Origin of the sequence: Pseudomonas sp. TH04 (assembly GCF_016651355.1) — a bacterium.
In the GTDB taxonomy this organism is placed as follows: domain Bacteria; phylum Pseudomonadota; class Gammaproteobacteria; order Pseudomonadales; family Pseudomonadaceae; genus Aquipseudomonas; species Aquipseudomonas fluorescens.
The window spans coordinates 244201-267935 of record NZ_JAEKEA010000001.1 but is presented as its reverse complement, the minus strand read 5'-3'; the positions used below and the strand labels follow the sequence as shown (position 1 = coordinate 267935).

The 23735-nt window shown below is 61.3% G+C and carries 16 protein-coding genes and 1 pseudogene; 4 read left to right on the top strand and 13 right to left on the bottom strand.

The window, feature by feature from the left end; genetic code table 11:
- Window positions 1–9: 9 nt before the first annotated feature.
- Both JFT85_RS01140 and JFT85_RS01135 read right to left on the bottom strand, forming a co-directional pair.
- Window positions 10–819 carry an ABC transporter substrate-binding protein gene (locus JFT85_RS01140; protein ID WP_053256193.1) on the bottom strand — a complete coding sequence of 270 codons (810 nt, stop codon included), beginning with the start codon at window positions 817–819 and terminating at the stop codon, window positions 10–12.
- Between the two features lie 77 nt (window positions 820–896).
- Entirely contained in the window at window positions 897–1565 is a 669-nt protein-coding gene (locus JFT85_RS01135) for a GntR family transcriptional regulator (protein ID WP_053256194.1), read from the bottom strand.
- 358 nt (window positions 1566–1923) lie between these two features.
- On the opposite strand from JFT85_RS01135, the pseudogene JFT85_RS01130 reads away from it, so the two are divergent.
- Window positions 1924–2262, top strand: a pseudogene (locus JFT85_RS01130) (TetR/AcrR family transcriptional regulator); the annotation flags it as partial.
- A 133-nt stretch (window positions 2263–2395) separates the two neighbouring features.
- On the opposite strand, the gene JFT85_RS01125 reads toward JFT85_RS01130, so the two are convergent.
- The 10 genes from JFT85_RS01125 to JFT85_RS01080 form a co-directional block, all read right to left on the bottom strand.
- Window positions 2396–3730: an MFS transporter gene (locus tag JFT85_RS01125; protein ID WP_201228898.1), complete on the bottom strand. Its 1335-nt coding sequence runs from the start codon at window positions 3728–3730 to the stop codon at window positions 2396–2398.
- A 54-nt stretch (window positions 3731–3784) separates the two neighbouring features.
- Window positions 3785–4546 (bottom strand): 1,6-dihydroxycyclohexa-2,4-diene-1-carboxylate dehydrogenase, encoded by a 762-nt coding sequence (locus tag JFT85_RS01120; RefSeq protein ID WP_053256196.1) that lies wholly within the window; start codon window positions 4544–4546, stop codon window positions 3785–3787.
- Between the two features lie 10 nt (window positions 4547–4556).
- Window positions 4557–5579, bottom strand: coding sequence for a benzoate 1,2-dioxygenase electron transfer component BenC (gene benC, locus JFT85_RS01115; RefSeq protein WP_053256197.1), 1023 nt, complete (start codon window positions 5577–5579; stop codon window positions 4557–4559).
- Between the two features lie 10 nt (window positions 5580–5589).
- Entirely contained in the window at window positions 5590–6078 is a 489-nt protein-coding gene (benB, locus tag JFT85_RS01110) for a benzoate 1,2-dioxygenase small subunit (RefSeq protein ID WP_053256198.1), read from the bottom strand.
- The gene (locus JFT85_RS01105) at window positions 6075–7451 is read right to left on the bottom strand and encodes a Rieske 2Fe-2S domain-containing protein (protein WP_053256199.1); all 1377 of its coding nucleotides are present in this window, start codon (window positions 7449–7451) and stop codon (window positions 6075–6077) included. Before JFT85_RS01105 ends, benB begins: the two co-directional genes overlap by 4 nt.
- A 107-nt stretch (window positions 7452–7558) precedes the next feature.
- A complete protein-coding gene (locus JFT85_RS01100) occupies window positions 7559–8506 on the bottom strand; it encodes an AraC family transcriptional regulator (protein WP_201228890.1) in 948 nt (315 codons plus the stop codon).
- 208 nt (window positions 8507–8714) lie between these two features.
- Window positions 8715–10523 (bottom strand): ABC transporter ATP-binding protein, encoded by a 1809-nt coding sequence (locus JFT85_RS01095; RefSeq protein ID WP_201230856.1) that lies wholly within the window; start codon window positions 10521–10523, stop codon window positions 8715–8717.
- Between the two features lie 318 nt (window positions 10524–10841).
- On the bottom strand, window positions 10842–12911 hold the full coding sequence (locus JFT85_RS01090) for a prolyl oligopeptidase family serine peptidase (RefSeq protein WP_201228888.1): 2070 nt from the start codon (window positions 12909–12911) through the stop codon (window positions 10842–10844).
- Window positions 12912–12943: 32 nt separating this feature from the next.
- The gene (locus JFT85_RS01085; protein ID WP_201228886.1) at window positions 12944–13855 is read right to left on the bottom strand and encodes a LysR family transcriptional regulator; all 912 of its coding nucleotides are present in this window, start codon (window positions 13853–13855) and stop codon (window positions 12944–12946) included.
- Between the two features lie 36 nt (window positions 13856–13891).
- Window positions 13892–14545, bottom strand: coding sequence for a cysteine hydrolase family protein (locus JFT85_RS01080; RefSeq protein WP_069552395.1), 654 nt, complete (start codon window positions 14543–14545; stop codon window positions 13892–13894).
- An 837-nt stretch (window positions 14546–15382) separates the two neighbouring features.
- Between JFT85_RS01080 and mexE the strand changes: the two genes are divergently transcribed.
- The 3 genes from mexE to JFT85_RS01065 are packed head-to-tail and all read left to right on the top strand — an operon-like array spanning window position 15383 to window position 21231.
- Complete coding sequence (mexE, locus tag JFT85_RS01075; protein ID WP_069552373.1) at window positions 15383–16624, top strand: multidrug efflux RND transporter periplasmic adaptor subunit MexE; 1242 nt, start codon at window positions 15383–15385, stop codon at window positions 16622–16624.
- Window positions 16625–16639: 15 nt separating this feature from the next.
- The gene (locus JFT85_RS01070; RefSeq protein ID WP_053256204.1) at window positions 16640–19819 is read left to right on the top strand and encodes an efflux RND transporter permease subunit; all 3180 of its coding nucleotides are present in this window, start codon (window positions 16640–16642) and stop codon (window positions 19817–19819) included.
- Window positions 19816–21231, top strand: a complete 1416-nt coding sequence (locus JFT85_RS01065; RefSeq protein WP_053256205.1) for an efflux transporter outer membrane subunit — start codon at window positions 19816–19818, stop codon at window positions 21229–21231. Before JFT85_RS01070 ends, JFT85_RS01065 begins: the two co-directional genes overlap by 4 nt.
- A gap of 140 nt (window positions 21232–21371) precedes the next feature.
- On the opposite strand, the gene JFT85_RS01060 is transcribed toward JFT85_RS01065, so the two are convergent.
- Window positions 21372–23669, bottom strand: coding sequence for a KAP family P-loop NTPase fold protein (locus JFT85_RS01060; protein ID WP_201228884.1), 2298 nt, complete (start codon window positions 23667–23669; stop codon window positions 21372–21374).
- Between the last annotated feature and the right edge of the window lie 66 nt (window positions 23670–23735).

The window sequence follows — 23735 nt, the reverse complement described above, 5'->3', positions numbered from 1 at the left end:
GGTGGAACCTCAGTCAAGTGTGTCGCTGCTGACATGCCATTTGTTGAGCAATTGCACATAGCTGCCGTCGCTGCGCATGTCGCTGATGATCTGCTGCACGGCGGCGGTCAGTTGCGGGTCGTCCTTGCGCATGCCCAGGCCGGTGAGGATGCGGCTGAATGCAGGCACCCCTTCCTGAAACAGCTCCGGGGCCATCGCCGCGTAGTAACCGGCGGTTTCCACGGTGGTGCCATAGGCGTCGACCTGGCTGATGCGCAGCGCCTGGAACGCATCGGTGTCGGTGTTGTAGACCACCAGTTTCATCGGTGGCTTGCCAGCCTTGGCGAGGCTCTCGTTCTGAGTGTCGAGCAGGGTCTTGATGGTAGAGCCGTTGAGCACCGCCACCTTGTGCGCGGACAGATCATCCAGGGTCTTGATGCCTTTGGGGTTGCCCTTGGGCACCACCACCGCCTGGCTGGAATACATGTAGTTGACGATATCGATTACCTGGCGCCGCTCGGGCTTGTCGAACAGTTGGTCGACGATCATGTCGCACTGTTGGGCAAGCAGTGCCGGCACCAGGCCGGAAAACGGAATGACCCGCCATTGCACGGTTTTATTGCCCAGGCGCTTGGCGATTTCCAGGCCCAGGTCGACGGTGAGCCCACGCGGCTTCTGGGATTCGTCGAAGGACACCAAGGGCGGTGAATCCATCCCCGAGCAGTAGACAAGTTTGTCGACTTTCTGCAATCGCTCCGGTACCTGGGGCGCAGCCGCCGCCCATTGTGTGCAGAGACCAAGGGTTACAGCCACCAGCAAGGCGCGGCGTTGTTTATGCATGACCAGACACTCCAGTTCGTTGGTTAACGGGGCAGGACTCAAAGTCAAAACACGGGCGGGCTCGGGCCCACCTCTGGTTATTTTTCCGATTGCAGGAATTGAATCAGCGCCGGCACGGTGCCTTCGATGTGTTCGCGCACTACGGCCTCGGCGCGGGCCGCGTCGCCGGAGCGGATGGCGTCAAGGATTACTGCGTGTTCCTGGCGGGCGCTGAGGGGTTTCTCGCCGTGCTGCAACCACAGGCGCATGGGCGCCTCGACCAGCGAGTACAGCGCCGAGATCTGCTTCATCAACCGCGGGCGCCCGCTGAGGCTGCACAAGTATTCGTGAAACGCGCGGTGCCGGCTGACCCAGGCGGCGCTTTCGTCACGGTAGTCGTCCATCTCATCGAGCATACGTTCCAGTGCAGCCAATTGACGCTCGCCGATGCGTGCCACTGCCACACGCACTGCCAGGCCTTCGAGAGCGCTGCGCATCTCGAACACTTCGTGCAGTTCATCGATATCCAGGCCACCGACGACAGCGCCGCGATTGGGCCGCAAAGTCACCAGGCCCTGGGCATCCAAGCGGCGGAAGGCTTCGCGCACTGGCATGCGGCTCATGCCGATCTCGCTGGCGATGTCCTCGGCAATCAACCGATCGCCTTTGCGCAAACGACCGCCGCAGATGGCGTCGAGGAGGAAGTTGTAGGCCTCCTCTTCGGCAGTGAGAGGCTGGCGGTCACCATACGTGGGGGAAAATTGCATTGGCAGCCTCTTTGTATTTTTGTATCCAATTATCCATGGATGCAATAAAGCACGGGGCGTGCCAACAACCCTTGGTGCGGGTAACTGACTGATTCGAATGCGATCTTTGGTTTATACGCGGGATCGATGCCGCAAGAACAAATAGCCATGTGCTACTAAATGGCACAGCGGCGGTCTGTTTCTGTGCAAAGAAGTAGCGGGTGTGCGACAAAAGATGACCCGCGCCGAGGCGGTCTTTCTGGAGCACTTCCAGCAGTTGCTCATGACGGCGGACGTGGCGGGAAGGCTTCAGCGTTTACTCAGCCCCGAGGTCCGACATTCAATCCTTGCTGAATTTGGGTATGGCCATACGGCTACCCGCCTTGACTTCGCGCAACGCCTGACAAAACTGATCGAAGGCCATCTTAAATTGCCTGAACAGATGAGCGGGCACTTCAAGTTAGCGGTCATGGATGCCAATTGCCTGGGCGCCCCGCTGCAGGCAAGCGTTGAGCGTTTAAGGCCCGCCTATGAGTCAGCACTCATGAAGTGGGTCGGCCAGTTGGGCCATCAGCCCGGCGGCCTGTTGCGCGAGGGTGCGCTCACTGCAATTTTGCCCATGCTGAACAGCCTACCCACAGGGCTGAGCCCGAAGGTTGATAACAGTCAGCGTCGGCTTATCACAAAGACCAGCGCCGATGCGGTCATACAAAGGATCGTCTGGAAGGCTGTTCGGCCGATCAACCCTAGCGCCATGCTCAAGTCCTTTGAGCGTATGCGGGCAAAGTGCGACATCACCCTCCACGCAGTTCGCGCGACGCACTGGACCATTGCCCGTAAGCATTTGGCAGTCACAGCGCGGCGGCGGCGGGCAAGGCAATACGGGTGCGCCGCTCATTCAGGGCAAATACCGTCATCGCCAGCGCCGCAATCGCGCCGGGGATCGCAAAGACCATGAAATTCAGTTGCAGAGGCAGTTCGATCGCCATCAGCGCGCCGCCCAACAGCGGGCCGACAATCGCGCCATTGCGACCGATGCCGGACGCCCAGCCCAGGCCCGTGGCGCGAATCGACAAGCCGTAGAGCTGCGCAGCCCCCGCGTACAGCAGGATCTGCGTACCAATGGTGGTGGCACCCGCGACGAAGATCAGCAGGTACAGGACCGGCATCGGGCTGTTGATGCCCAGCAGGCTGATCGAGACCATGGCCGCGGCGAAGAAGCAGATCACCACTTTCACCAGGTTCAGGCGGTCGCCCAACCGGCCGCCGAGCAGCGCCCCGGCCATGCCGCCCAGGTTCAGCGCGATCAGGAACGACAGGCTCGACCCCAGGCTGTAACCGGCGCCGGCCATCAGCTTGGGCAGCCACGAACTCAATGCGTAGACCATCAGCAGGCAGCAGAAAAACGCGACCCAGATCATCGCCGTACGCACCGCCAGGCCATGGCGGAACAGCTCCACCACCGAGGCGCCTGTACCTTTGCTGTCGGCGATCACCAGCGCATCGTCGACCTCGATCCTGGTGCCTGGCGACAACCGATTAAGCAGCGCGCGAGCCTTGTCTTGCTGGCCCTGGCGGATCAGGAAGCCGATGGATTCAGGCAGCCCGTACACAATCAGTGGCAACAGCAGCAGCGGAATCACCGCCACAAAAAACATCGACTGCCAACCATAGGCCGGCAGCATGAAAATCCCAACGCTGGCGGCGAGCATGCCGCCCAGGGAATAGCCGCTGAACATAAAGGCCATCAAGGTGCTGCGGAATTTCTTCGGCGCGTATTCGTTGATCAGCGCCGCCGCGTTGGGCATCAACCCGCCGCAGCCGAGCCCGGCGATAAAACGGCAGAGACCGAACTCGGTTGGGCTGCTGGCAACACCATTGACCACGGTGGCCAGACTGAACAGGGTGAAACAGAACACGATGCCTTTCTTGCGCCCGAAACGGTCCGCCAGGGTGCCGAAAATCAGCGCACCGAACATCATGCCGAACAGCGCATAGCTGCCCAGGGCGCCAGCCTGCAACGGCGTCAGCCCCCACTCGCGCATGATTGACGGCAGGACTACGCCGTAGATAAACAGGTCATAGCCGTCAAAGATCAACAGCAAGGCACACAGGCTCACGATCAACCCGTGGAAGCGGTTGAACGGGGCATTATCGATAATCGAATGGACATCATGGCTACGCATGGCAGTGCTCTCTTTATTGTTGTTGTGAGTCAGTGTCAGCTGCTGGAAAACGCCTTAGCCGAGGTCGCCGCCGCCCACCGGCAAGGTCACGCCGGTGATGTAGGAGGCCTCGTCGCACGCCAGGAACAGAATCGCGCCAGCTTGTTCGTCGATGCTGCCGTAGCGTTTCATCGGGCTGCTGTCGAGGGTCTGGTCGACGATCTGCTGGTACCACACCCGCTCCTGCTCGCTCTGCGGCTGGCTGTTGCGCGGAATGCGCCGTGGTGGCGCCTCGGTGCCGCCGGGCGCGGTGGCGTTGACGCGAATCCCGCTGCCGGCAGTCTCCAGGGCCAGGCAGGCCGTCAAGGCATTCACGCCGCCCTTGGCCGCGCCATACGGCACGCGATTGACCCCACGCGTCGCCACGGAAGACACGTTGACGATGGCGCCTGCGCCCTGCTCCAGCATGTAGGGCAGCACGCAATGGCAGCACCACAACGTAGGGAACAGCGAGCGGCGCACTTCGGCCTCGATTTCAGCCTCGGCGTAATGCTCGAAAGGCTTGGCCCAGATAGTCCCGCCGACGTTATTGACCAGCACGTCGATGCGCCCGAAACGCGCCGTGGCGGCGGCCATCACCCGCGCGCACTCGCTGTAGTGTTCCAGGTCGGCGGTCAGCAGCAGCGCTCGCTCATGCGGCAATTCATGCACCAGCTCGGAGCGATCCACCGCGACCAGCCAGGCGCCCTCCTCCAGCAAACGCTCGGCGACCCGTCGGCCGATCCCTTGGGCAGCGCCAGTGACCAGCGCGACCTTGTTGTTAAACCGTTGAGTCATGCGGCAGTCCTCAGGCGGCATCGCACGTGGCGACGGCGTTAGCGGTGAATTTCTCGTAATGGAAGCTGGCCGGGGTCACGCCCTGCTGCTTGAAGTGCTCGCGCACCGCATCGACCATCGGCGGCGGGCCGCACAGGTACACGTCGACATCGCCGCCATTAAGGGCTTCGTCGGCCATGTGCTGGGTCACATAGCCCTGGCGCGGGTGAGTGGTGTGCGGATCCGCCACGCAGGTCACCAGGTTGAAGTCGGGCAAACGCGCGGTAATCGCCTGCAACGCCTCGACCATCACCAGGTCCTGGTCCCGCGTTACGCCATAGATCAACCGGATCGGCCGGGTCTCCTGGCGCTGCGCGAGCACTTCAAGCATCGACAGGAACGGCGCCAGGCCGGTACCACCGGCCAGTAACAGCAGCGGCCGCGCCACCTCACGCAGGTAGAAACTGCCCAGTGGGCCAGTGATCGCCACGCTGTCGCCCGGCCGGGCGCGCTCGAGCCAACTGCTCATCAACCCGCCGGGCACGTGTTTGATCAGGAAGCTGGCGCGCGTGTCGCCCGGGCGACTGCTGAAGGAGTAAGCGCGTGTCTGCCCACTGTCGGGCACGCTGATATTCACGTACTGGCCGGGCAGGAATACCGGCGCCTGGTCCAGCGCGAAACTCACCTCCAGCGCGGCATCGGCATGTCGGGTGATGCCGGCCAGCGTCGCGGCAAAGTGCGTGGTGCCAGTCTTGCAGGCGCTGGACGGCACCGGCACGGCGATCACGCAGTCGGACTGCGGCACCATCTGGCAGGTCAGTACCTGGCGCGCCTGCGCTTCGTCGGCGCTCAGGGCATCGTCGATATAGTCGTCGCCCAAGTCGTAGGTGCCGGTTTCACAGCGGCATTTGCAGGTGCCGCAGACACCGTCCGAGCAGTCCATGGGCAGGTTGATGCGTTGGCGGAAGGCGGCATCGAGCACCTTTTCCCCCACCTTGCAGTCGATGAAGCGGGTCACCCCATCCTCGAAGTTCAGGGCAATGGCATACGTCATGGCGGTGTCCTCAGATGTGGTAGATGTCGATGACCTGGTGGATGTAGTCGTTTTTCAGCACCACCTTCTTGCGCGTGATCAGCGGCTGTTCGGCACCGATGTCGAGGCGATAGAAGGAGGTACCGAAATAACTGTCGGTGGTTTTGTAGCGATGGCTGAGGGTGTGCCAGTTGAAACGCAGGTCCACCTGCGCGCCGTCGGCGGCCAGCACTTCGAGGTTGCACAGCATGTGCACAGTGCGCGGCTCGGGCGTGCTGGCGCTGGAGCGCTCGGTCTTGATGCGGAAGATGCGGTCTTCCAGGCCGTCACGGTTGGGGTAGTAGATCAGCGAGATTTCGCGCTGCGGGTCTTCGGTGAGGGTGTCGTGATCGTCCCAGGCGGGCATCCAGAACTCGGCCTTGGGCGAATAGCAGGCCAGCCAGTCATCCCATTGGCGGTCGTCGAGCAGGCGCGCTTCACGGTAGAGAAAATCCAGCAGGTGGTCACGGGCAAGGCTCATGGCTGCACCTCGCGGTCGCTGGCAATCAGCCCTTGCTGCTCGCGCTCGATCGCACGCTGCAGGCTTTGGGCCCAGTGCGCATGCTGGCGCACAAACAAGCCCTCGTCCTCGGTCTTGACCCCGCTGAGCTGCGGTTGCATGCCCATGGCCAAGGCATTGTCGTCCGCGCCTTCGACCCACTGCCTGGCGCCACGGCTCAAGTCATTCCACAGGGTGCTCGCGCCCTGGTAACCGGTCTGGCAGGCGCGGAATTCCTCAAGGTCGTCCGGGGTGCCCATGCCGCTGACGTTGAAGAAGTCTTCGTACTGGCGAATCCGCGTGGCGCGCTCCTGGGCGCTTTCGCCGATGGGCGCCATGCAATAGATGGTCACTTCGGTTTTATCCACGGCGAGGGGGCGCACCACGCGGATCTGGGTCGAGAACTGGTCCATCAGGTACACATTGGGGTAGAGGCAGAGGTTGCGGGTCTGGTCGACGATAAAGTCGGCGCGCGCCTGGCCCAGGCGTTCGGCCAAGGCCTCGCGGTGAGCGTGCACCGGGCGCACTTCGGGGTTGAGCAGGCGCGTCCACAGCAGGATATGCCCGTGGTCGAAGGCATAGACGCCGCCCAGGCTTTTCGACCAGCCATTGGCGTCGACGGTGCGCGTGCCTTCGGCTTCGTAGTTGCGCCGGCCCATGGTCGCCGAGTAGTTCCAGTGCACGGAGCTGACGTGGTAACCGTCGGCGCCGTTTTCGATTTGCAGCTTCCAGTTGCCGTCATAGACATAGGATGAGCTGCCGCGCAGCACCTCCAGGCCCAAAGGCGCCTGGTCGACCATCTGGTCGATGATCACGCGGGTTTCGCCCAGATAATCGCAGAGTTCCGGCACCGCATCGCTGAGGCTGCCGAACAGGAAACCGCGGTAGTTTTCAAAGCGCGCCAGGCGCTTGAGGTCATGGGAGCCGTCGCAGTCGAAGCTGTCCGGGTAGGCGCCGGTCTTCGCGTCCTTTACCTTGAGCAGCTTGCCGGCGTTGCTGAACGTCCAGCCATGGAAGGGGCAAGTGAATGAGCCCTTGTTGCCTTGTTTGCGCCGGCACAGCATGGCGCCGCGATGCGCGCAGGCGTTGACCAGGCCATGCAGCACGGCGTGTTTGTCACGGGTGATGACCACCGGCTGGCGGCCGATCCAGGTGGTGAAGTAATCGTTGATCTGCGGCACCTGGCTTTCATGGGCCAGGTAGATCCAGCCGCCTTCGAAGAGGTGTTTCATCTCCAGGGCAAACAGGTCGGGGTCGGTAAAGATGTCGCGGCGGCAGCGGAACACCCCAGTGGCGGGGTCTTCCTGTACGGACTCGCGCAATTGGCAGGCGAGTCGGTCGAGTGTACTGATCATGGGGCGGGCCCTCCGTTGTTCTTGTATCAGGCGCCCTCACCGTACGTGTTCGCCCTGCGCGTCAATATCCGCTGCCTGCACATCGCTATCCGCCAGGCGCACGTCGCTTAACGATGGCGTTTCCAGGTCTGCGACGGCAGTTCGCCGAAGCGTTTGCGATAGGCCTCGGAAAACCGCCCCAAGTGCATGAAGCCATGGTCCAAAGCCACCTCGGTCACGCTGCGCGTGCTGCTCAGTTGCAAGCGTGCGTGCACCCGTTCGAGCTTGCAGCGGCGTACATACTCGCGCGGCGACAACCCCACCTGGCGCGCAAACAGGCTGTACAGCGAACGTTCGCTGACGTTGGCCACGGCCATCAACTGCTCGACGCTGATGTCTTCGCCCAGGTGCTGCTGGATAAATTCGCGCACCGCTTCAAACCCACCGCCATGGGCAGCCTGGGGGATCACCCGCGACACATTACTGCCCAGCAATGCCAGCAGCTTGTTGGCCACGATGCGTTCGTACAGGCCCTGCGTGTGGGGCTCGGCAGCGTTTTCCGCCTCATGGCAGATCAGCCCGAGCAACGGCAGGAAGCCGCCCATTTCACTGAGCGCGTGGCGCGCCGTCGCGAAGCGGATGCCCACCTGCGGCAGGCTCCAGTGCTGCTCCAGGCAGGCGTTTTCCAGCAGGCGCACCGGCAGTTTGATGATGAATTTCTCGCAGTCGGCGGAATAGGTCAGGTCGACCGGATCGTCCGGGTTGATCAGCAGGATTTCCCCCGGCCCGAACACGTCATCCTCGCCACGCGAACTGGAGCGGCAATGCCCGCGCAACAGGATCTGCAGGTGATAGATGGTCTCCAGCGCCACCGATGTGACCCGTACCGGTGCGCCGTAGCTGATGCGGCACAGGTCCAGGCTGGCGAAGGTGCGATGGCTGATACTCGCCCGGGGCCGGCCCTTGGGAGGCAGGCGAATGCAGTGGCTGCCCACGTGCTGGTTGACGTAGTCCGACACCGCGTAGGCATCGGCGCCCCGGAAAATCTGGCTGCGCTCACTCAATAGCACGGTCATGGTTGCGACTCTTTTATCGTTATTGGGCTCAGGCTGACGCCTGGGTACGGGGGCGTCCAATATGGAAAAAGTCTGAAGGGATACCCTGGAGGTATTGTCAGGCGTTCTGCGCCAGGCTTTCAGCGGCGCATCGGGGTGCACAGGGCTTGAGGTGGGCATGGCGTGCTAAAACTTTGAAACAATACCCTTGGCCGGATTGGGCGGGGACCTAGCGATACCCCCGCGCCTGAACATCGAACAACTCGGCATAGCGCCCACCCGCCGCCATCAGCTGGTGATGGCTGCCCTCCTCAAGGATTCGCCCGCCGTCCAGCACGATGATGTGGTCGGCATTGCGCACGCTGGAGAATCGATGGGAAATCAACAACGTCATGCGGCCCTTGGCGTGTTCGCGAAAGTGCTCGAACACCGCCGCCTCGGCGCCGGCGTCCAGCGCGGCCGTCGGCTCGTCAAGAATCAGCAGATCCGCTTCCTGGCGCATATACGCGCGTGACAAGGCGACTTTCTGCCATTGCCCACCCGACAACTCCTGGCCGCCGAGCCAGCGCCCTAACGGTGTGCCGTAGGCCTTGCTCAGGCGTTCGATGAACTCGGCGGCCACCCCCTGGGTGGCGGCCGTGCGCCAGCGCGCCTCGTCGTTCAGCGCATCGACGTCACCCACGCCAAGGTTCTCGCCGACGGTCATCTGGTAGCGGATGTAATCCTGGAAAATCACCCCAATGCGCTGGCGCAGTGTCTGTTCATCCCAGTCTTGCAAGTCGCTGCCATCCAGCAGAATGCGCCCCTCGTGTGGGGTATACAGGCGCGTGAGCAGTTTGATCAGGCTGGTTTTGCCCGAGCCATTCTCGCCCACCAGGGCCAGACTTTGCCCCGGCGCCAAGTGCAGGTTGATGTCCGTCAATGCCGGCCGCTCAGCGCCGGGGTAACTGAACCCCACGTGCTCGCAGCGCAGACCGTCGCCGGGACGCGCGCCCTGGGTAAGCCGGCCACTCGGCACGACCACGGGGGTTAGCAGGTACTCATAAAGGTCCGACAGAAACAGACTGTCGTCATACAGGCCGGCAATCGCGCTGAGGCTGGCGGTGATCGCGCTTTGCCCCTGCTTGAACAGCACGATGTACATGGTCATCTGTCCCAGGCTGGTCTGGCCGCGCACGGTGTCCAGCACCACCCAGGCGTAAGCCACATAAAACGCCGCGGTGCCCAGCAGGCCCAGGGCAAAGCCCCAGGCATCGCGACGCACCGTCAACTGGCGGTCCTCGGTGTACAAGCGCCGGGCGTTATCGCGGTAGCGCTGGAGGAACAGCGGCGCCAGGCCGAACAGCTTGACCTCTTTGGCATGGGTCTCGTGGGACAGCAGCGATTCCAGGTAATTCTGCTGACGGGTCTCGGGCGCGCGCCGGTGAAACAGGCGAAATGCATTGCCCGAGAAATGCGTCTCGGCGAAGAACACCGGTAAGGCGCCGACCACCAGAATCACCAGCGCCCACGGCGAAAAGTGCACTAACAGCACGGCAAAGCTGATCAGCGCGATCAGGTTCTGCACCAACCCCAGGCCCTTGGTGACCAGGCTCAGCGGCCGTGTCGACGCGCCCTGCCGCACGCGCACCAGCTTGTCGTGAAACTCGGCGTCTTCAAATTGCAGGAGTGAGAGGGTCTGGGCTTTCTCCAGAATCATCAGGTTGACCTTCACCCCCAACTGCACCCGCAGCAACGATTGCTGCATTGACAATGCACGCTGGGCGGCGGCCAGCAGCGCCAACACGCCCGCCTCGGCCAGCACGTACTGCATCACTGGCCACACGGGCGCCTGGCTGCCGGCTGCATAAATCTGCATCGCGTGCACCACGCCATCGACAATACGCTGGCCGATCCAGGCAGCCAGCGCAGGCAACAGACCGGCAATGATGGTGGCCAACAGCAAGCCTATAAATAAGGGACGCGACGTCCCCCACACCAACTTCAGCGCCCTGCGCGCCTGGCTGGAAAACGCGCTCAATCGATTGAACAGCACCATGAATGGCATGGACTCCGTGTGGGGGCTGGGGTGAGACGGGTGGATTATGGCAGGCGACGGTGTTGCGCACATCCAACGGCGCGCGCGACGCCGAAGCGCCCAGCTAGTTGCGCCTGCCCACCGCCTTGTAACGCCCGTGGAGAGGATTGCTGAGGGTAGGACACTTCGGGCGCGTCAGGCTTCTTTGATCACGCGCATAGTGGCGGCGTTAGAGGTGTAAATGGGGACTAACGCCATTTTTTCGCCTGACGCTACCGCTCTAGAGCCCCGTCACAATGTTCTCGGCGACGCGGACAGCCTCTGAGCCGCCGGCGTCGGTCAAGCCCCGCCGACGCTCAACCGCTCCCACAAAAAGCGGTAGACCAACGCTTTCATGTACGCACTCTGCGCGTTATCCGCCGCCCCCCCATGGCCGCCTTCGATGTTCTCGTAATAGGTGACGTCCTGGTTGGCCTCGATCATCCTGGCCGCCAGCTTGCGGGCGTGGGCCGGGTGTACGCGGTCATCACGGGTCGAGGTGGTGAACAACACTGGCGGGTAGGTCTGCGCCGGGTCGAACAGGTGGTAAGGCGAAAACGTCTGGATGTAGGCCCACTCTTCGGGTACGTCCGGGTTGCCGTATTCTTCCATCCACGAAGCCCCGGCCAGTAAGTGGTGATAGCGCTGCATATCGAGCAACGGCACCTGCACGACTACGGCGCCTAACAGTTCAGGGTACTGGGTCAGCATGTTGCCGACCAACAGGCCGCCATTGCTGCCACCTTGCACGCCCAAGTGCCGGGGCGCGGTGACTTTTCGGCTGATCAGGTCTTGCGCCACTGCGGCAAAATCTTCGTAGGCACGCGCGCGATTGTGCTTGAGTGCGGCCTGGTGCCAGCGCGGCCCGTATTCGCCACCGCCGCGAATGTTGGCGACGGCATACACCCCGCCTTTGGCAAGCCAGGCGCGGCCCAGCCCGCCGGAATATTCCGGGCACAGCGAATACTCGAAACCGCCGTAGCCATAGAGCAAGGTTGGCGCACTGCCGTCGTACTGCAACCCTTGCTCATGCACCAGGAAATACGGCACACGGGTGCCATCCCTCGACACTGCAAAATGCTGCTGCACCACATGGCGACTTGCATCGAAGAACGCCGGCATGGCTTTCAGCGCATGCGGTTCAGCGCCGATTTCAGCCAGTGAAAGCGTGACCGGCGTGAGGTAGTCCCGGGTGACCAGCCAGACCGCGTCACTGTCATCGCTGTCGACCGCACTCACGTCCACCGTCGCCATCGGCGGCGCGCCGATAAATGCGCTGCGCGTCCATCCTTCATTGCTGGGCGTCAACACGCTGAGACGATTCCTGACGTCATCCAGAATGTTCAGCACCAAGTGATTGCGCGTCCAGTCCATGTCCGCCAGCGAGGTGCTGTCAGACGGCGCAAACAACACGTCGAAATCGCGCCCGCCGGCCATGAACTGTTCAAACTTGATCGCCAATAACGAGCCGGCGACATAGCCATCACCCACTGGCCAGTCGTCACGTAATTTCAGCAGCAGCCAGTCTTTGTGCACTGACTTTTCGGCTGAGTCAGGCGCGTCGATTTTGCGCAGTTTGCCGTCGTCGGCCCGCAGGTATAGCTCATCGTTGTAGAACGCCAGCGTACGGCTGACAAAATCACGCGCGTAGCCCGGCGTACTGTCGTGCATCGCCGCAATATACATATCGTCGTGCTGGCCTTCGTACACAACAGTGGCCGCGCTCAACGGCGTTCCGCGCTGCCACTGTTTGACGATGCGCGGGTAGCCCGAGCGCGTCATGCTGGCCGCACCGAAATCAGTGAACACGTACACGCTGTCCTGGTCGATCCAGCCCATTCCGCCCTTGGATTCCGGCAGTTGGAAGCCGTCTTCAACCCAGGTTTTGCCGACCAGATCAAATTCGCGCGTGACGCTAGCATCCGCCCCGCCACGGGACAGTTCAATCAGGCAGCGCTGATAGGTCGATTGCGAATGGCCCGGTCGCAGGCAGTTGGCGCCATGCCATACCCAGTTCTCGCCCTCAAGGGTGTTCAACGCATCGATGTCCAGCACAGTTTCCCAGGCGGGTTGGGCCTTGCGGTACTCCTCCAGCGTGGTGCGACGCCACAGTCCGCGTGGGTGGGCGGCGTCAATCCAGAAGTTGTAATAGTGCGTGCCGATTTTTTCCACGAAAGGGATATTGCTGTCGCTATCGAGCACCGCCAGAAGCTCGGCTTGCAGCGCCTTGAAGCTGTCCGATTGCGCGAGGCGTGTAGCGGTCTTCTGGTTTTGCGCCCGTACCCAGTCCAGCGCCCTGGCACTGTCGACCTCTTCAAGCCATTGGTACGGATCGTGGAAGGTGGTGGGTTCTGTTGGGAGGTTTGACATGATCGAATCCTGTCGAAAGCGGTACTTAAAAATTACCCGTGAGCGCTCACGGTTTGCCCTTGCGGCGCGTAGAAGTCGGCCATGTAATCGACAAACGCCCTGACGTTGGGCGCCAGATACCGTGATTGCGGATAGAGCGCGAAGTAATGCCGTTGGCCCAGCGAATAGTTGGGCAGAATGGAGACGAGTTGCCCTTGCGCAAAATTAGCGCGCACGGTGGCCTGGGTAAAACACGCAATGCCGGCGCCGGCCAGTGCAGCGGCGTGCAAGGCGCTGAGGGTGTTGGTGTTGAACTGCCCCGTTGGCGTGACCTTGACCGGCGCACCACGCGGCGGGCACAGCTCCCAGTCGGATGAGGCGCCGATAAACGCCAGCAAGCGATGGCCGTCGAGTTCCTGGGCCGTGCGTGGCAAACCGTGGCTGTTTACATAGGCGGGCGACGCCACCAGGACCAACTTTGAAACCGTCAGGGTGCGTGCGACCAGCGTGGTGTCAGCCAGTCCACTGGCGATACGGATAGCCACGTCGAACCCTTCGGCGACCAGGTCGACGAACTGATCGTCGCAGCACAGCTCAAGTTCGATATCGGGGTAGCGCTTCTGGAAACCCGGCAGCCAGTGCGGCAAGTCCAGCGTGCCGACCACCAGCGGCACGCTGACCCGCAACAGGCCTTTGGGTTGCTGGTGCCCCTGCGCCATGGCCAGGGCGGCCGCATCAAGGCGATCGAGAATATCGACGCACGCTGCGAAGTAGTGCTCACCGGGGCTGGTCAGGCTGAAACGCCGGGTGTTGCGGTTGATCAACTGAACGCCCAGCGCCACTTCCAGTTGCTGCAATTGCCGGGAAATCGTCGAGTGGGTGGTGTCGAGCCGCTCTGCCGCCGCAGAGAAGCCCTTGGCCTCGACGATGCACCGAAAGGCGCGCATGGCAGATAACTGGTTCATGAAGCGAGTGTGACTCCAGGCGAGCAGTCCGGTGGATCAGTGCACGGGCAAGGCGACGATTTGCGCAGTGCTCAGCACCGAACCGAAGGTGTCTTCGATTTCCGCCAGCGCCGCATTGTGCAACGCGTCCTTGGACACCGAATCCCCATTGGCGCGAGTGATTGCGCGGGTGGCAGTGGCATCGGATGCTACCACAACGTCGTAGCCCAACGGCACCGCGTCACGCGCAGCACCGGCGACACAGGCGTGGGTCATCAGCCCGGAAATGATCAGCGTCTTGATTCCGGCTTGCTTCAACTGGGCGTCGATATCGCTGCTGGCGAACACACTCACGGTGGTTTTTTGAATGACTTTGTCCTGTGCACGCGGCTGCATCAACGGGTGGAAGTTCACCGTTTTACCGCCCTTGGCAAACACCGCTGCGCCCTCCGCAGCCAAGTGCTGCACGTGGATCACCGGAATATGTTGCTTGTCGGCAAACGCAATCAAGCGCTGGGTGTTGGCCAGCGCTGTCATGCCATCCGGGATCGGCATGCGGCCCGTGAAGTATTCGTTCTGGAAGTCGATCACCAGCAACGCGGTGGTTTTCGGGTCCAACTGGTCGGTCGGCTTGGCACCGAACATGGCACGGATGGTCGGCTGCGCATTGGCCAGGGCGTCGGCGGCGACGGCAGATTGTCCGAGGCTCATCAGCAGGCCAAGGCCGGCGATGACGGATTTAAGCACGTGCGGCACGCTGACAGCGTTTGCGGCGCGCAGGGTCGTTTGAGCAGCAGTGATGGCATGGGACATGAGCGGGTTTCCTTAAGCAGTCGTCGGGTTGACGAGGCCAGCTTAAGCAGGCCCTGCTGTTTGATCCACGCACATAAGCAAACAATACCTGTGCTGTTTATGCACAGATGCGAAGTCACGCGAACGTTTACTCAAGCGCGCCCAGCCCTGTCACCCGTGCATCAACTACCGTGCGGACCTTGGGCTACGCTTGACGACCTTTAACCCAGGCCACAACGCCACGCGCTGATGCGCCCGTCAAACCCGCCATAGGCGATGCACCGACGCGGCTCAAGGTCGCGCCCAGCGGTGAGCTGCAGTGGCGAGCCAAGGCGGGTTCGGTTGGGCCCCGTGCTGTGCGCAGGGCTGCTGGCAACGCAGCCGGCGCATTACATGTTCGGCATGCTGGTGCTGTTTATCATCGGCGGTGGACGCCTGTATTGACTGGGCGTTTCGATTTCGGCTGCGGTCACCGTCAACGCGTCGGAATAAGCGCGTTGGGATGGATCAATGGGTCGAGCGGTTTGAATGCCATTGGCCGGCACAGCACGACGATGGCCGTGTTCCTTGCACGCTGCGCAATAGACCTTTGTCATCAAGCCCATTGATAGCTGCCTAACGAAACCCGCATCCTAGAGGGCTAATCTCGCGCTTATATCATTCCGAATGATAGTTACCTTTGCTTCATTCGATTCGTGACATAGCACCTCGCCGCGCATGATCCGCCCATCTCAAATACATTGGCGGATGCACTCCATGGAACAGTCACTCAAACATTTGCGCTTCCCCCTGGCGATTTTGGCCGTGGTGGTCATGAGCGCGTGCGGCAAAACTCCGGAACAAGCGGCCGCCATGCCCCCTGCGAAAATCAGCGTGGCCAAGGTGCTCGAACAACCGGTCAACGAGTGGGATGAATTCACCGGTCGCCTGGAAGCGCCGGAAACCGTGCAGATTCGTCCGCGGGTGTCCGGCCAGATCGACCAGGTTGCTTTCATCGAGGGCGCCCTGGTGAAGAAAGGCGACTTGCTGTTCCAGATCGACCCGCGTCCGTTCCAGGCTGAAGTGCGCCGTCTCGAAGCCCAGCTTGCCCAAACCAAAGCCGCCGCGACCCGTAGCGATAATGAAGCGCAACGGGGCGAACGCCTGCGTCAGAGCAACGCGATTTCCGCCGAACTGGCCGACTCGCGCACCACCGCTGCCCAGGAAGCCCGCGCGGCTGTCGCCGGGATTCAGGCGCAGTTGGACCTCGCCAAGCTGAACCTGAGTTTCACCCGCGTAACCGCGCCGATCAGCGGCCGCGTCAGCCGTGCCGAAATCACCGCCGGCAACCTGGTGACCGCCGACACCACGCCGCTGACCAGCGTCGTGTCCACCGACAAGGTCTACGCCTACTTCGACGCCGACGAGCGCGTGTACCTCAAGTACACCGAACTGGCCCGCGAAGGCCGCCGTGGCGCGACCACACCGGTGTACCTGGGCCTGTCGAATGAAACCGGCAACCCGCACCTGGGCCAGATGAACTTCGTCGACAACCAGGTCAACCCGGCCACCGGCACCATCCGTGGCCGTGCCGTGTTCGATAACAGCAAGGGCGAATACACCCCTGGCCTGTATGCCCGCTTGAAGCTGGTCGGCAGCGGGACCTACTCCGCGGTGTTGATCAACGACGAAGCGGTCGGCACCGACCTGGGCAAGAAGTTCGTGCTGGTGATGGACGGCGACAAACCGGCTTATCGCTCGGTGGAACTGGGGCCGAAGATCGAAGGCCTGCGCATCGTGCGCAGCGGTTTGAACAAGGACGACACCATCGTCGTGAAGGGCCTGCAGCGCATTCGCCCGGGTTCGCCGGTTGCACCGGAAACGATCCCGATGGCCAGCAAGGAAACCCTCGCCGCCTTGGCACAACAACGACAAGCGCTTGAAGCCAGCAACCTGGAGCAAGTGGCGCCGAACAAAGCCGCGCCCAAGCTCGCAGCCGTCGCGACTCCACGCGGTTAAGGGATACAACTCAAGATGAATTTTTCCAAGTTCTTCATTTCACGGCCGATCTTCGCAGCGGTGCTGTCGCTGTTGATCCTGATCGCGGGTGCAATCTCGCTGTTCCAACTGCCGATCAGCGAATACCCGGAAGTCGTGCCGCCGACCGTCGTGGTCCGCGCCAACTTCCCGGGTGCCAACCCCAAAGTCATCGGTGAAACCGTGGCCGCGCCCCTGGAGCAAGCCATCACCGGCGTCGAGAACATGCTGTACATGTCCTCGCAGTCCACCGCCGACGGCAAGCTGACCCTGACCATCACCTTCGCCCTGGGCACCGACCTGGACAACGCGCAGGTGCAGGTGCAAAACCGAGTGACGCGGACTCAGCCGAAACTGCCTGAGGAAGTCACGCGCATCGGCATCACCGTGGACAAGGCCTCCCCCGACCTGACCATGGTGGTGCACTTGACCTCACCGGATCAGCGTTACGACATGCTCTACCTGTCCAACTACGCCTTGCTCAATGTGAAGGATGAGCTGGCACGCCTGGGCGGCGTGGGTGATGTGCAGCTGTTCGGCATGGGCGACTACTCCCTGCGTGTATGGCTGGACCCGAACAAGACCGCGTCGCGCAACCTGACCGCCACTGATGTAGTCAATGCGATCCGCGAGCAAAACCGCCAAGTGGCCGCCGGTGCCCTCGGTGCGCAGCCTGCGCCGAATGCCACCAGCTTCCAGTTGTCGGTGAACACTCAGGGCCGTCTGGTGACGGAGGAAGAGTTCGAGAACATCATTATTCGCGCAGGCGATAACGGTGAAATCACCCGCCTGAAGGACATCGCACGGGTCGAGCTGGGTTCGAGCCAATATGCCCTGCGTTCGTTGCTCAACAACCAGCCGGCGGTGGCGATCCCGATCTTCCAGCGCCCGGGCTCCAACGCCATCGAGATCTCCAACGAAGTGCGCGGCAAGATGGAAGAGCTGAAAAAGAACTTCCCGCAAGGGATGGACTACAGCATCGTCTATGACCCGACCATCTTCGTGCGTGGCTCCATCGAAGCGGTGGTGCACACCCTGTTCGAAGCACTGATCCTGGTGGTGCTGGTGGTGATTCTGTTCCTGCAAACCTGGCGCGCCTCGATCATTCCGTTGGTGGCGGTGCCGGTATCGTTGATCGGTACGTTTGCGGTGATGCACCTGTTTGGCTTCTCGCTCAACGCGCTGTCGCTGTTCGGCCTGGTACTGGCGATCGGTATCGTGGTGGACGACGCCATCGTGGTGGTGGAGAACGTCGAGCGTAATATCGAGTTGGGGCTGCAACCCTTCCAGGCCACTGAAAAGGCCATGAGCGAAGTGACCGGCCCGATCATCGCCACGGCGTTGGTGCTGTGTGCGGTGTTCATTCCGGCGGCCTTTATCAGCGGCTTGACCGGGCAGTTCTATAAGCAGTTCGCGTTGACCATCGCGATCTCGACGGTGATTTCCGCTTTCAACTCGCTGACCTTGTCCCCTGCCCTCGCCGCCGTGTTGCTGCGCGGTCATGATGCGCCGAAGGATCGCTTCTCCAAGGTGCTCGACAAGATCTTCGGCGGCTGGTTGTTCCGTCCCTTCAACCGCTTCTTCGTCAAGGCCAGCCATGGCTACGTCGGCACCGTACGCCGGGTTATTCGTGGCAGCGGTATCGCCTTGTTCCTGTATGCCGGGTTGATGGTGCTGACCTGGTTCGGTTTTGCCCACACCCCCACCGGCTTCGTACCGGCCCAGGACAAGCAATACCTGGTGGCCTTCGCGCAATTGCCGGACGCTGCGAGCCTGGACCGCACTGAAGAGGTGATCAAGCGCATGTCCGACATTGCGCTGAAGCAACCGGGTGTCGAAGCCGCAGTAGCGTTCCCGGGCCTGTCGATCAACGGGTTCACCAACAGCCCGAACAGCGGCATCGTGTTTGTGACCTTGAAGCCGTTCGACGAACGTAAAGACCCGAGCATGTCGGCCGGTGCGATTGCCGGTGCACTGAACGGCAAGTACAGCAGCATCGAAGAAGCCTACATGGCGATCTTCCCACCGCCGCCGGTACAGGGCCTGGGCACGATTGGCGGGTTCCGCCTGCAGATCGAAGACCGTGGCAACCTGGGGTATGACGAGCTGTACAAAGAAGTGCAGAACATCATCACCAAGAGCCGTACCACGCCGGAGTTGTTCGGCCTGTTCACCAGCTACACGGTCAACGTGCCCCAGGTCGATGCCGCCATCGACCGCGAAAAGGCCAAGACCCACGGCGTGGCGGTCAGCGACATCTTCGACACCCTGCAGATCTACCTGGGTTCGTTGTATGCCAACGACTTCAACCGCTTCGGCCGGACCTATCAAGTCAACGTGCAGGCTGAGCAGCAGTTCCGCCAGGATGAAGACCAGATCGGCCAGTTGAAAGTGCGCAACAACAAAGGCGAGATGATCCCGCTGGCGACCTTCATCAAGGTCAGCGACACCTCGGGGCCGGACCGTGTGATGCACTACAACGGTTTTATCACTGCCGAAATCAACGGCAACGCCGCACCGGGCTACAGCTCCGGCCAGGCCCAGGCGGCGATTGAAAAGCTGCTGAAAGAGGAACTGCCCAACGGCATGACCTACGAGTGGACCGACCTGACTTATCAGCAAATCCTCTCGGGCAACACTGCACTGTTCGTGTTCCCGCTCTGCGTACTGCTGGCGTTCCTGGTACTCGCGGCCCAATACGAAAGCTGGAGCCTGCCGCTGGCGGTCATCCTGATCGTACCGATGACGCTGCTGTCGGCCATTACCGGGGTGATCATCTCCGGCGGCGACAACAACATCTTTACCCAGATCGGCTTGATCGTACTGGTGGGCCTGGCATGCAAGAACGCGATTCTGATCGTCGAGTTCGCCAAGGATAAACAGGCCGAGGGGCTCGATCCGCTCGCTGCGGTACTGGAAGCCTGCCGTCTGCGTCTGCGGCCGATCCTGATGACCTCGTTCGCCTTCATCATGGGTGTGGTGCCGCTGGTGTTGTCCAGTGGTGCCGGTGCCGAGATGCGTCATGCCATGGGCGTGGCGGTGTTCTCCGGGATGATCGGGGTGACCTTCTTCGGCCTGTTGCTGACGCCAGTGTTCTACGTATTGATCCGTCGCTATGTGGAGCGCAGCGAAGCGCGCAAAGCGGCCAAGGCCTTGAAGCTGGAGACACAGCAATGAGTGTGAAAGTCTTTCTGCCGAGCCTGCTGGTAGTGGCGCTGAGCGCCTGTGCCGTCGGCCCGGACTACACAACCGAAAAATTGGAGGCGGCCAATATCACGGCCGCCGCCGACACCAAAAGCTATGACCACGCCCGGTACGAAGGGATCTGGTGGCAGCAGTTCGAGGACCCGACCCTCAACCAACTGGTGACTCAGTCGCTGAGCGGTAACCGCGACCTGCGGGTGGCCTTCGCCCGTCTGCGGGCGGCACGCGCCATCCGTGATGACGTGGCCACCGACATCATGCCGGTCGTTACCTCTCGCGCCAGCAGTGATGTGGGCAAAGGCCAGATCCCGGGCCAGACCACCAAACGGGTCAACAGCGAACGCTACGACCTGGGCCTGGACATGGCCTGGGAAGTCGATTTGTTCGGCCGCATCCGCCGCAACCTCGAAGCCAGCGACGCTGACCAACAGGTGGCGGAAGCCGACCTGTACCAACTGCAAGTCACCATGATCGCCGAATTGGTAGACGCTTACGGCCAACTGCGCGGCGCCCAGCTGCGCGAACGTATCGCCTTGGACAACCTGAAGAACCAGCAGGAATCGCGCACCATCACCGTCAGCCTGCGTGATGCAGGCGTCGGCGACCAGCTCGACGTGGAACGCGCCGATGCGCGCCTGGCGGCAGTTGAAGCCAGCGTGCCGCAACTGCAAGCCGAGCAAGTGCGCGAGCGTAACCGCATCGCCACCCTCCTCGGCCAGCGCCCCGACAAGCTGAGCGTGGACCTGAGCCCGAAAGACCTGCCGGCGATTGCCAAGGCGTTGCCAATCGGTGACCCGGGGCAACTGCTGCAACGTCGCCCGGACATTCTCAGTGCCGAACGCAAACTGGCCGCCGCCACCGCCCGTATCGGCGTAGCCAAGGCGGACCTGTTCCCACGGGTCAGCCTCAGCGGCTTCCTCGGCTTTACCGCCGGGCGCGGTTCGCAGATCGGCTCGGCGGCGGCAAATGCCTGGTCCCTCGGCCCGAGCATTACCTGGGCAGCGTTTGACCTGGGCAGCGTGCGTGCGCGTTTGCGCGGCGCGAATGCCGAGGCCGATGGCGCCCTGGCGACGTATGAGCAGCACGTGTTGCTGGCATTGGAAGAATCGGAAAATGCCTTCAGTGATTACGGCAAACGCCAGCAGCGCCTGGTCTCGCTGATTCGTCAAAGTGAATCCAGCCGCGCCGCCGCCGACCTTGCCGCGATCCGCTATCGCGAAGGCACCGTGGACTTCCTGGTGCTGCTCGACGCGCAACGTGAGCGCCTGGCGGCGGAAGACTCACAGGCCCAGGCCGAAGTGGATTTGTATCGCGGGATTGTCGCGATCTACAAAGCCCTCGGTGGCGGCTGGCAGCCGGACACCGTCGTCGCCAGCAGCCAGTGAGGTAAAGAGCTCCTTTGGTTGGTCGCATCCAGCCAATTTTTTAGCCCTGCGGTCCATTCGGTCGCGGGGCTTTTTTTTGATGTTTGCAATGACCTTCACGGATTGACGGGAGTAAATCACTGACAACCGATGGGAGTGGACTATGCAGTCGTGGGCTGAGACGCCTTAGCCCAGTGAGGAAGAGGAAGCGACTCTCCGATCCACAGGCAGAGACGGTGATGCAAGGACATCACTTGTTCTTCACCACTGGAAACCCATTCCTCGCCGATGACAGCACTCCAGCACGCCTCTAGCATTGGTCGATGGTGCGTGCAAAACAGTGAAAAATCATTTGAACGATCTATTAGTATTCGCAAATATTCCATGCAGTTCCACGCCATTACGCTACGACGCTCTTCGCCCTCGTCACCCAGCAGCAACTGACGCAACCGTTCCTTGTTCTCAACGGTGTAAAGCGCTGAATCGTGACGACGCACTATCTCCAGAAGTGGATTCGGCGCGCTTTGCATTCGGCACAGGCTCATGCCACTGGCGGTTGTAAATAGCGCCAACGCTTCGTCCACCGCTGCACCCACTGTTATATCACTGACGCTCTGAACAAGCTGAGGGAGTGGCGCTTCGCTCCGGTACCGCACGCACTGGTAATACAACTGCGCCCTGTCCACGCAGCGCTGCGCGACACACTCGAGGATGCGCAGCTCGGCACTGCGTAACTCAGAGTCAGCAACACTGGAATGCGTGGTGAACAGGTCCAACATCCGACTGCATATCTGAAGGCTGCTCGCTGCATTTACCAACGCAGCACCTCGCTGTGGTGCAACCAGTTTTTCAAGAAAATGGATGATTGCTAGAGCGTGTTCCTGAGTCTTGTTGTGTTGCGCTTTGAATGTCTGCCCTTTGAGTTCTCTATTGCAAATTGCATACTGATCAAGGGTCATGTTCAAAAAGCGCGAGGCACAAATGTCCAGAGTCGTTTGGCCTCTGAACGCGGCCGCTCGTAGCGCTTCATCCGGCAACGCATCACGATGACTCATGGACCACTGCGTTATTACATCCATAAGTTCACGTTGGGTGAAGCAAGGCACGTGCGTTACCAGGCTCATTTCGTAGTCGATCTGCTCGGACTCTTGAAAGTTGCGCAAGCCTTGCAATTTCTCGATCAGTTGACGCAAGCGATGGAGCGCTGCACTTTCCAGCCCATATCCGGATGCTTCAAAGACCGCCTGGTGCACCGCAAAGGCTTCTGTTTTGCTATCAGGCCCTAAAGAAAGTGCGAGCGCCATCTTGCCTTTGCCCAACAGCCTCTGCTCGACAATTTTTGCGCACGCTGGCACTTCGCGCCTGAGCAGCGTCTGAAGAATAATCGCCTCCCATTTAAGCTCGCCGTCACCGTGACGCACTGCAACATCACGAAGGCACCCCAACTCACGTGCAATGGCACGCACCTTGCGCGGGTTGTCGGGAAACCACTGCGCCGTATTGGTCCTGGCCTGCTCAGGAATGAAGTCGCAACACTCTGCCAAGGCCCGTTCGCTCAGATGCTTACACTGGTGCGCAGATAGCGGTTCCAGTTCAAATGCAAGGTCGACAATCTTGTCAAGGAATGGCTGGCGAGAAGAAGAAAACGCGGTGGAATACTCCTTGAGCGAACACGTAATGATGTCTTTGTCGAACGCCAGCACAAATGCAAAATCCGGCCAGTCGAGATAATCACGCAAGGTCATCAGCGTGCTTGGCAGAATAGCCGGATCGGCTCGATCAAGATCGTCGATAAAAACAATGACTCGGGCGCCACGCTTGGCCAGGACCTCACGCAGACCTTCAAGCTCCTCCAGGGTCAGCTTCAACCGGTCCATCATGGTAGTTGCGACAGTTGCCACGAACGCTGCGCCCATGGAGATAGTCGTGGCGATATCGCCGTCCATCTTGCCCACTACCTGACCGGTTGCGCTGGTGACTGCCGCGGCACTCGACGAAACAGCTGCAAGCTTTCGCCTGCGCTCCGCGGGCCCGTACGGCTTGAGCCCCATGCGTTTTATTTCGACGCTCATCTTGTTACAGAGAGTGCTTATAAAACTGTCAACATCTGCCGCGCGCCCTGCAGATACATGGACGACCACGTCCTCATTGGCCATCGCAATGTTGTGCAGAAAGTTCAACACGCTGGTCTTTCCTGCCCCCCACTCGCCGTACAAACCGATGCGCGTGGAAAACCCGGCAGGCGCTGTCTTGATAGCCCGGTACATCGACTGCGCTACCGGCCAACGGTCGAGATAATCCTCTGACCTAAGCAATCTGGCAGCGTCATGGCCCGGTTGCGAATTCGCAAACTCAACACCCTGTACACGCGTTGATTCCTCTATTTCAGTGACGAGCGTTGGCTCCTCTCTTTCAACCTTTACGCGCGGCTTTTTCCACTTCCTGAGTGTCGATAACATTCACTACTCCTTCCTTGGCACGGTCTTTCGCGTTGAAACGTGCCACTCGCGGCTCTGAAACATCTT

Excerpts from the sequence above, each read along its gene's own strand:
- JFT85_RS01140 (WP_053256193.1), bottom strand. The coding sequence starts at position 819 with ATGCATAAACAACGCCGCGCCTTGCTGGTGGCTGTAACCCTTGGTCTC.
- JFT85_RS01135 (WP_053256194.1), bottom strand. The coding sequence starts at position 1,565 with ATGCAATTTTCCCCCACGTATGGTGACCGCCAGCCTCTCACTGCCGAA.
- JFT85_RS01125 (WP_201228898.1), bottom strand. The coding sequence starts at position 3,730 with ATGCGTAGCCATGATGTCCATTCGATTATCGATAATGCCCCGTTCAAC.
- JFT85_RS01120 (WP_053256196.1), bottom strand. The coding sequence starts at position 4,546 with ATGACTCAACGGTTTAACAACAAGGTCGCGCTGGTCACTGGCGCTGCC.
- benC (WP_053256197.1), bottom strand. The coding sequence starts at position 5,579 with ATGACGTATGCCATTGCCCTGAACTTCGAGGATGGGGTGACCCGCTTC.
- benB (WP_053256198.1), bottom strand. The coding sequence starts at position 6,078 with ATGAGCCTTGCCCGTGACCACCTGCTGGATTTTCTCTACCGTGAAGCG.
- JFT85_RS01105 (WP_053256199.1), bottom strand. The coding sequence starts at position 7,451 with ATGATCAGTACACTCGACCGACTCGCCTGCCAATTGCGCGAGTCCGTA.
- JFT85_RS01100 (WP_201228890.1), bottom strand. The coding sequence starts at position 8,506 with ATGACCGTGCTATTGAGTGAGCGCAGCCAGATTTTCCGGGGCGCCGAT.
- JFT85_RS01095 (WP_201230856.1), bottom strand. The coding sequence starts at position 10,523 with ATGGTGCTGTTCAATCGATTGAGCGCGTTTTCCAGCCAGGCGCGCAGG.
- JFT85_RS01090 (WP_201228888.1), bottom strand. The coding sequence starts at position 12,911 with ATGTCAAACCTCCCAACAGAACCCACCACCTTCCACGATCCGTACCAA.
- JFT85_RS01085 (WP_201228886.1), bottom strand. The coding sequence starts at position 13,855 with ATGAACCAGTTATCTGCCATGCGCGCCTTTCGGTGCATCGTCGAGGCC.
- JFT85_RS01080 (WP_069552395.1), bottom strand. The coding sequence starts at position 14,545 with ATGAGCCTCGGACAATCTGCCGTCGCCGCCGACGCCCTGGCCAATGCG.
- mexE (WP_069552373.1), top strand. The coding sequence starts at position 15,383 with ATGGAACAGTCACTCAAACATTTGCGCTTCCCCCTGGCGATTTTGGCC.
- JFT85_RS01070 (WP_053256204.1), top strand. The coding sequence starts at position 16,640 with ATGAATTTTTCCAAGTTCTTCATTTCACGGCCGATCTTCGCAGCGGTG.
- JFT85_RS01065 (WP_053256205.1), top strand. The coding sequence starts at position 19,816 with ATGAGTGTGAAAGTCTTTCTGCCGAGCCTGCTGGTAGTGGCGCTGAGC.
- JFT85_RS01060 (WP_201228884.1), bottom strand. The coding sequence starts at position 23,669 with ATGTTATCGACACTCAGGAAGTGGAAAAAGCCGCGCGTAAAGGTTGAA.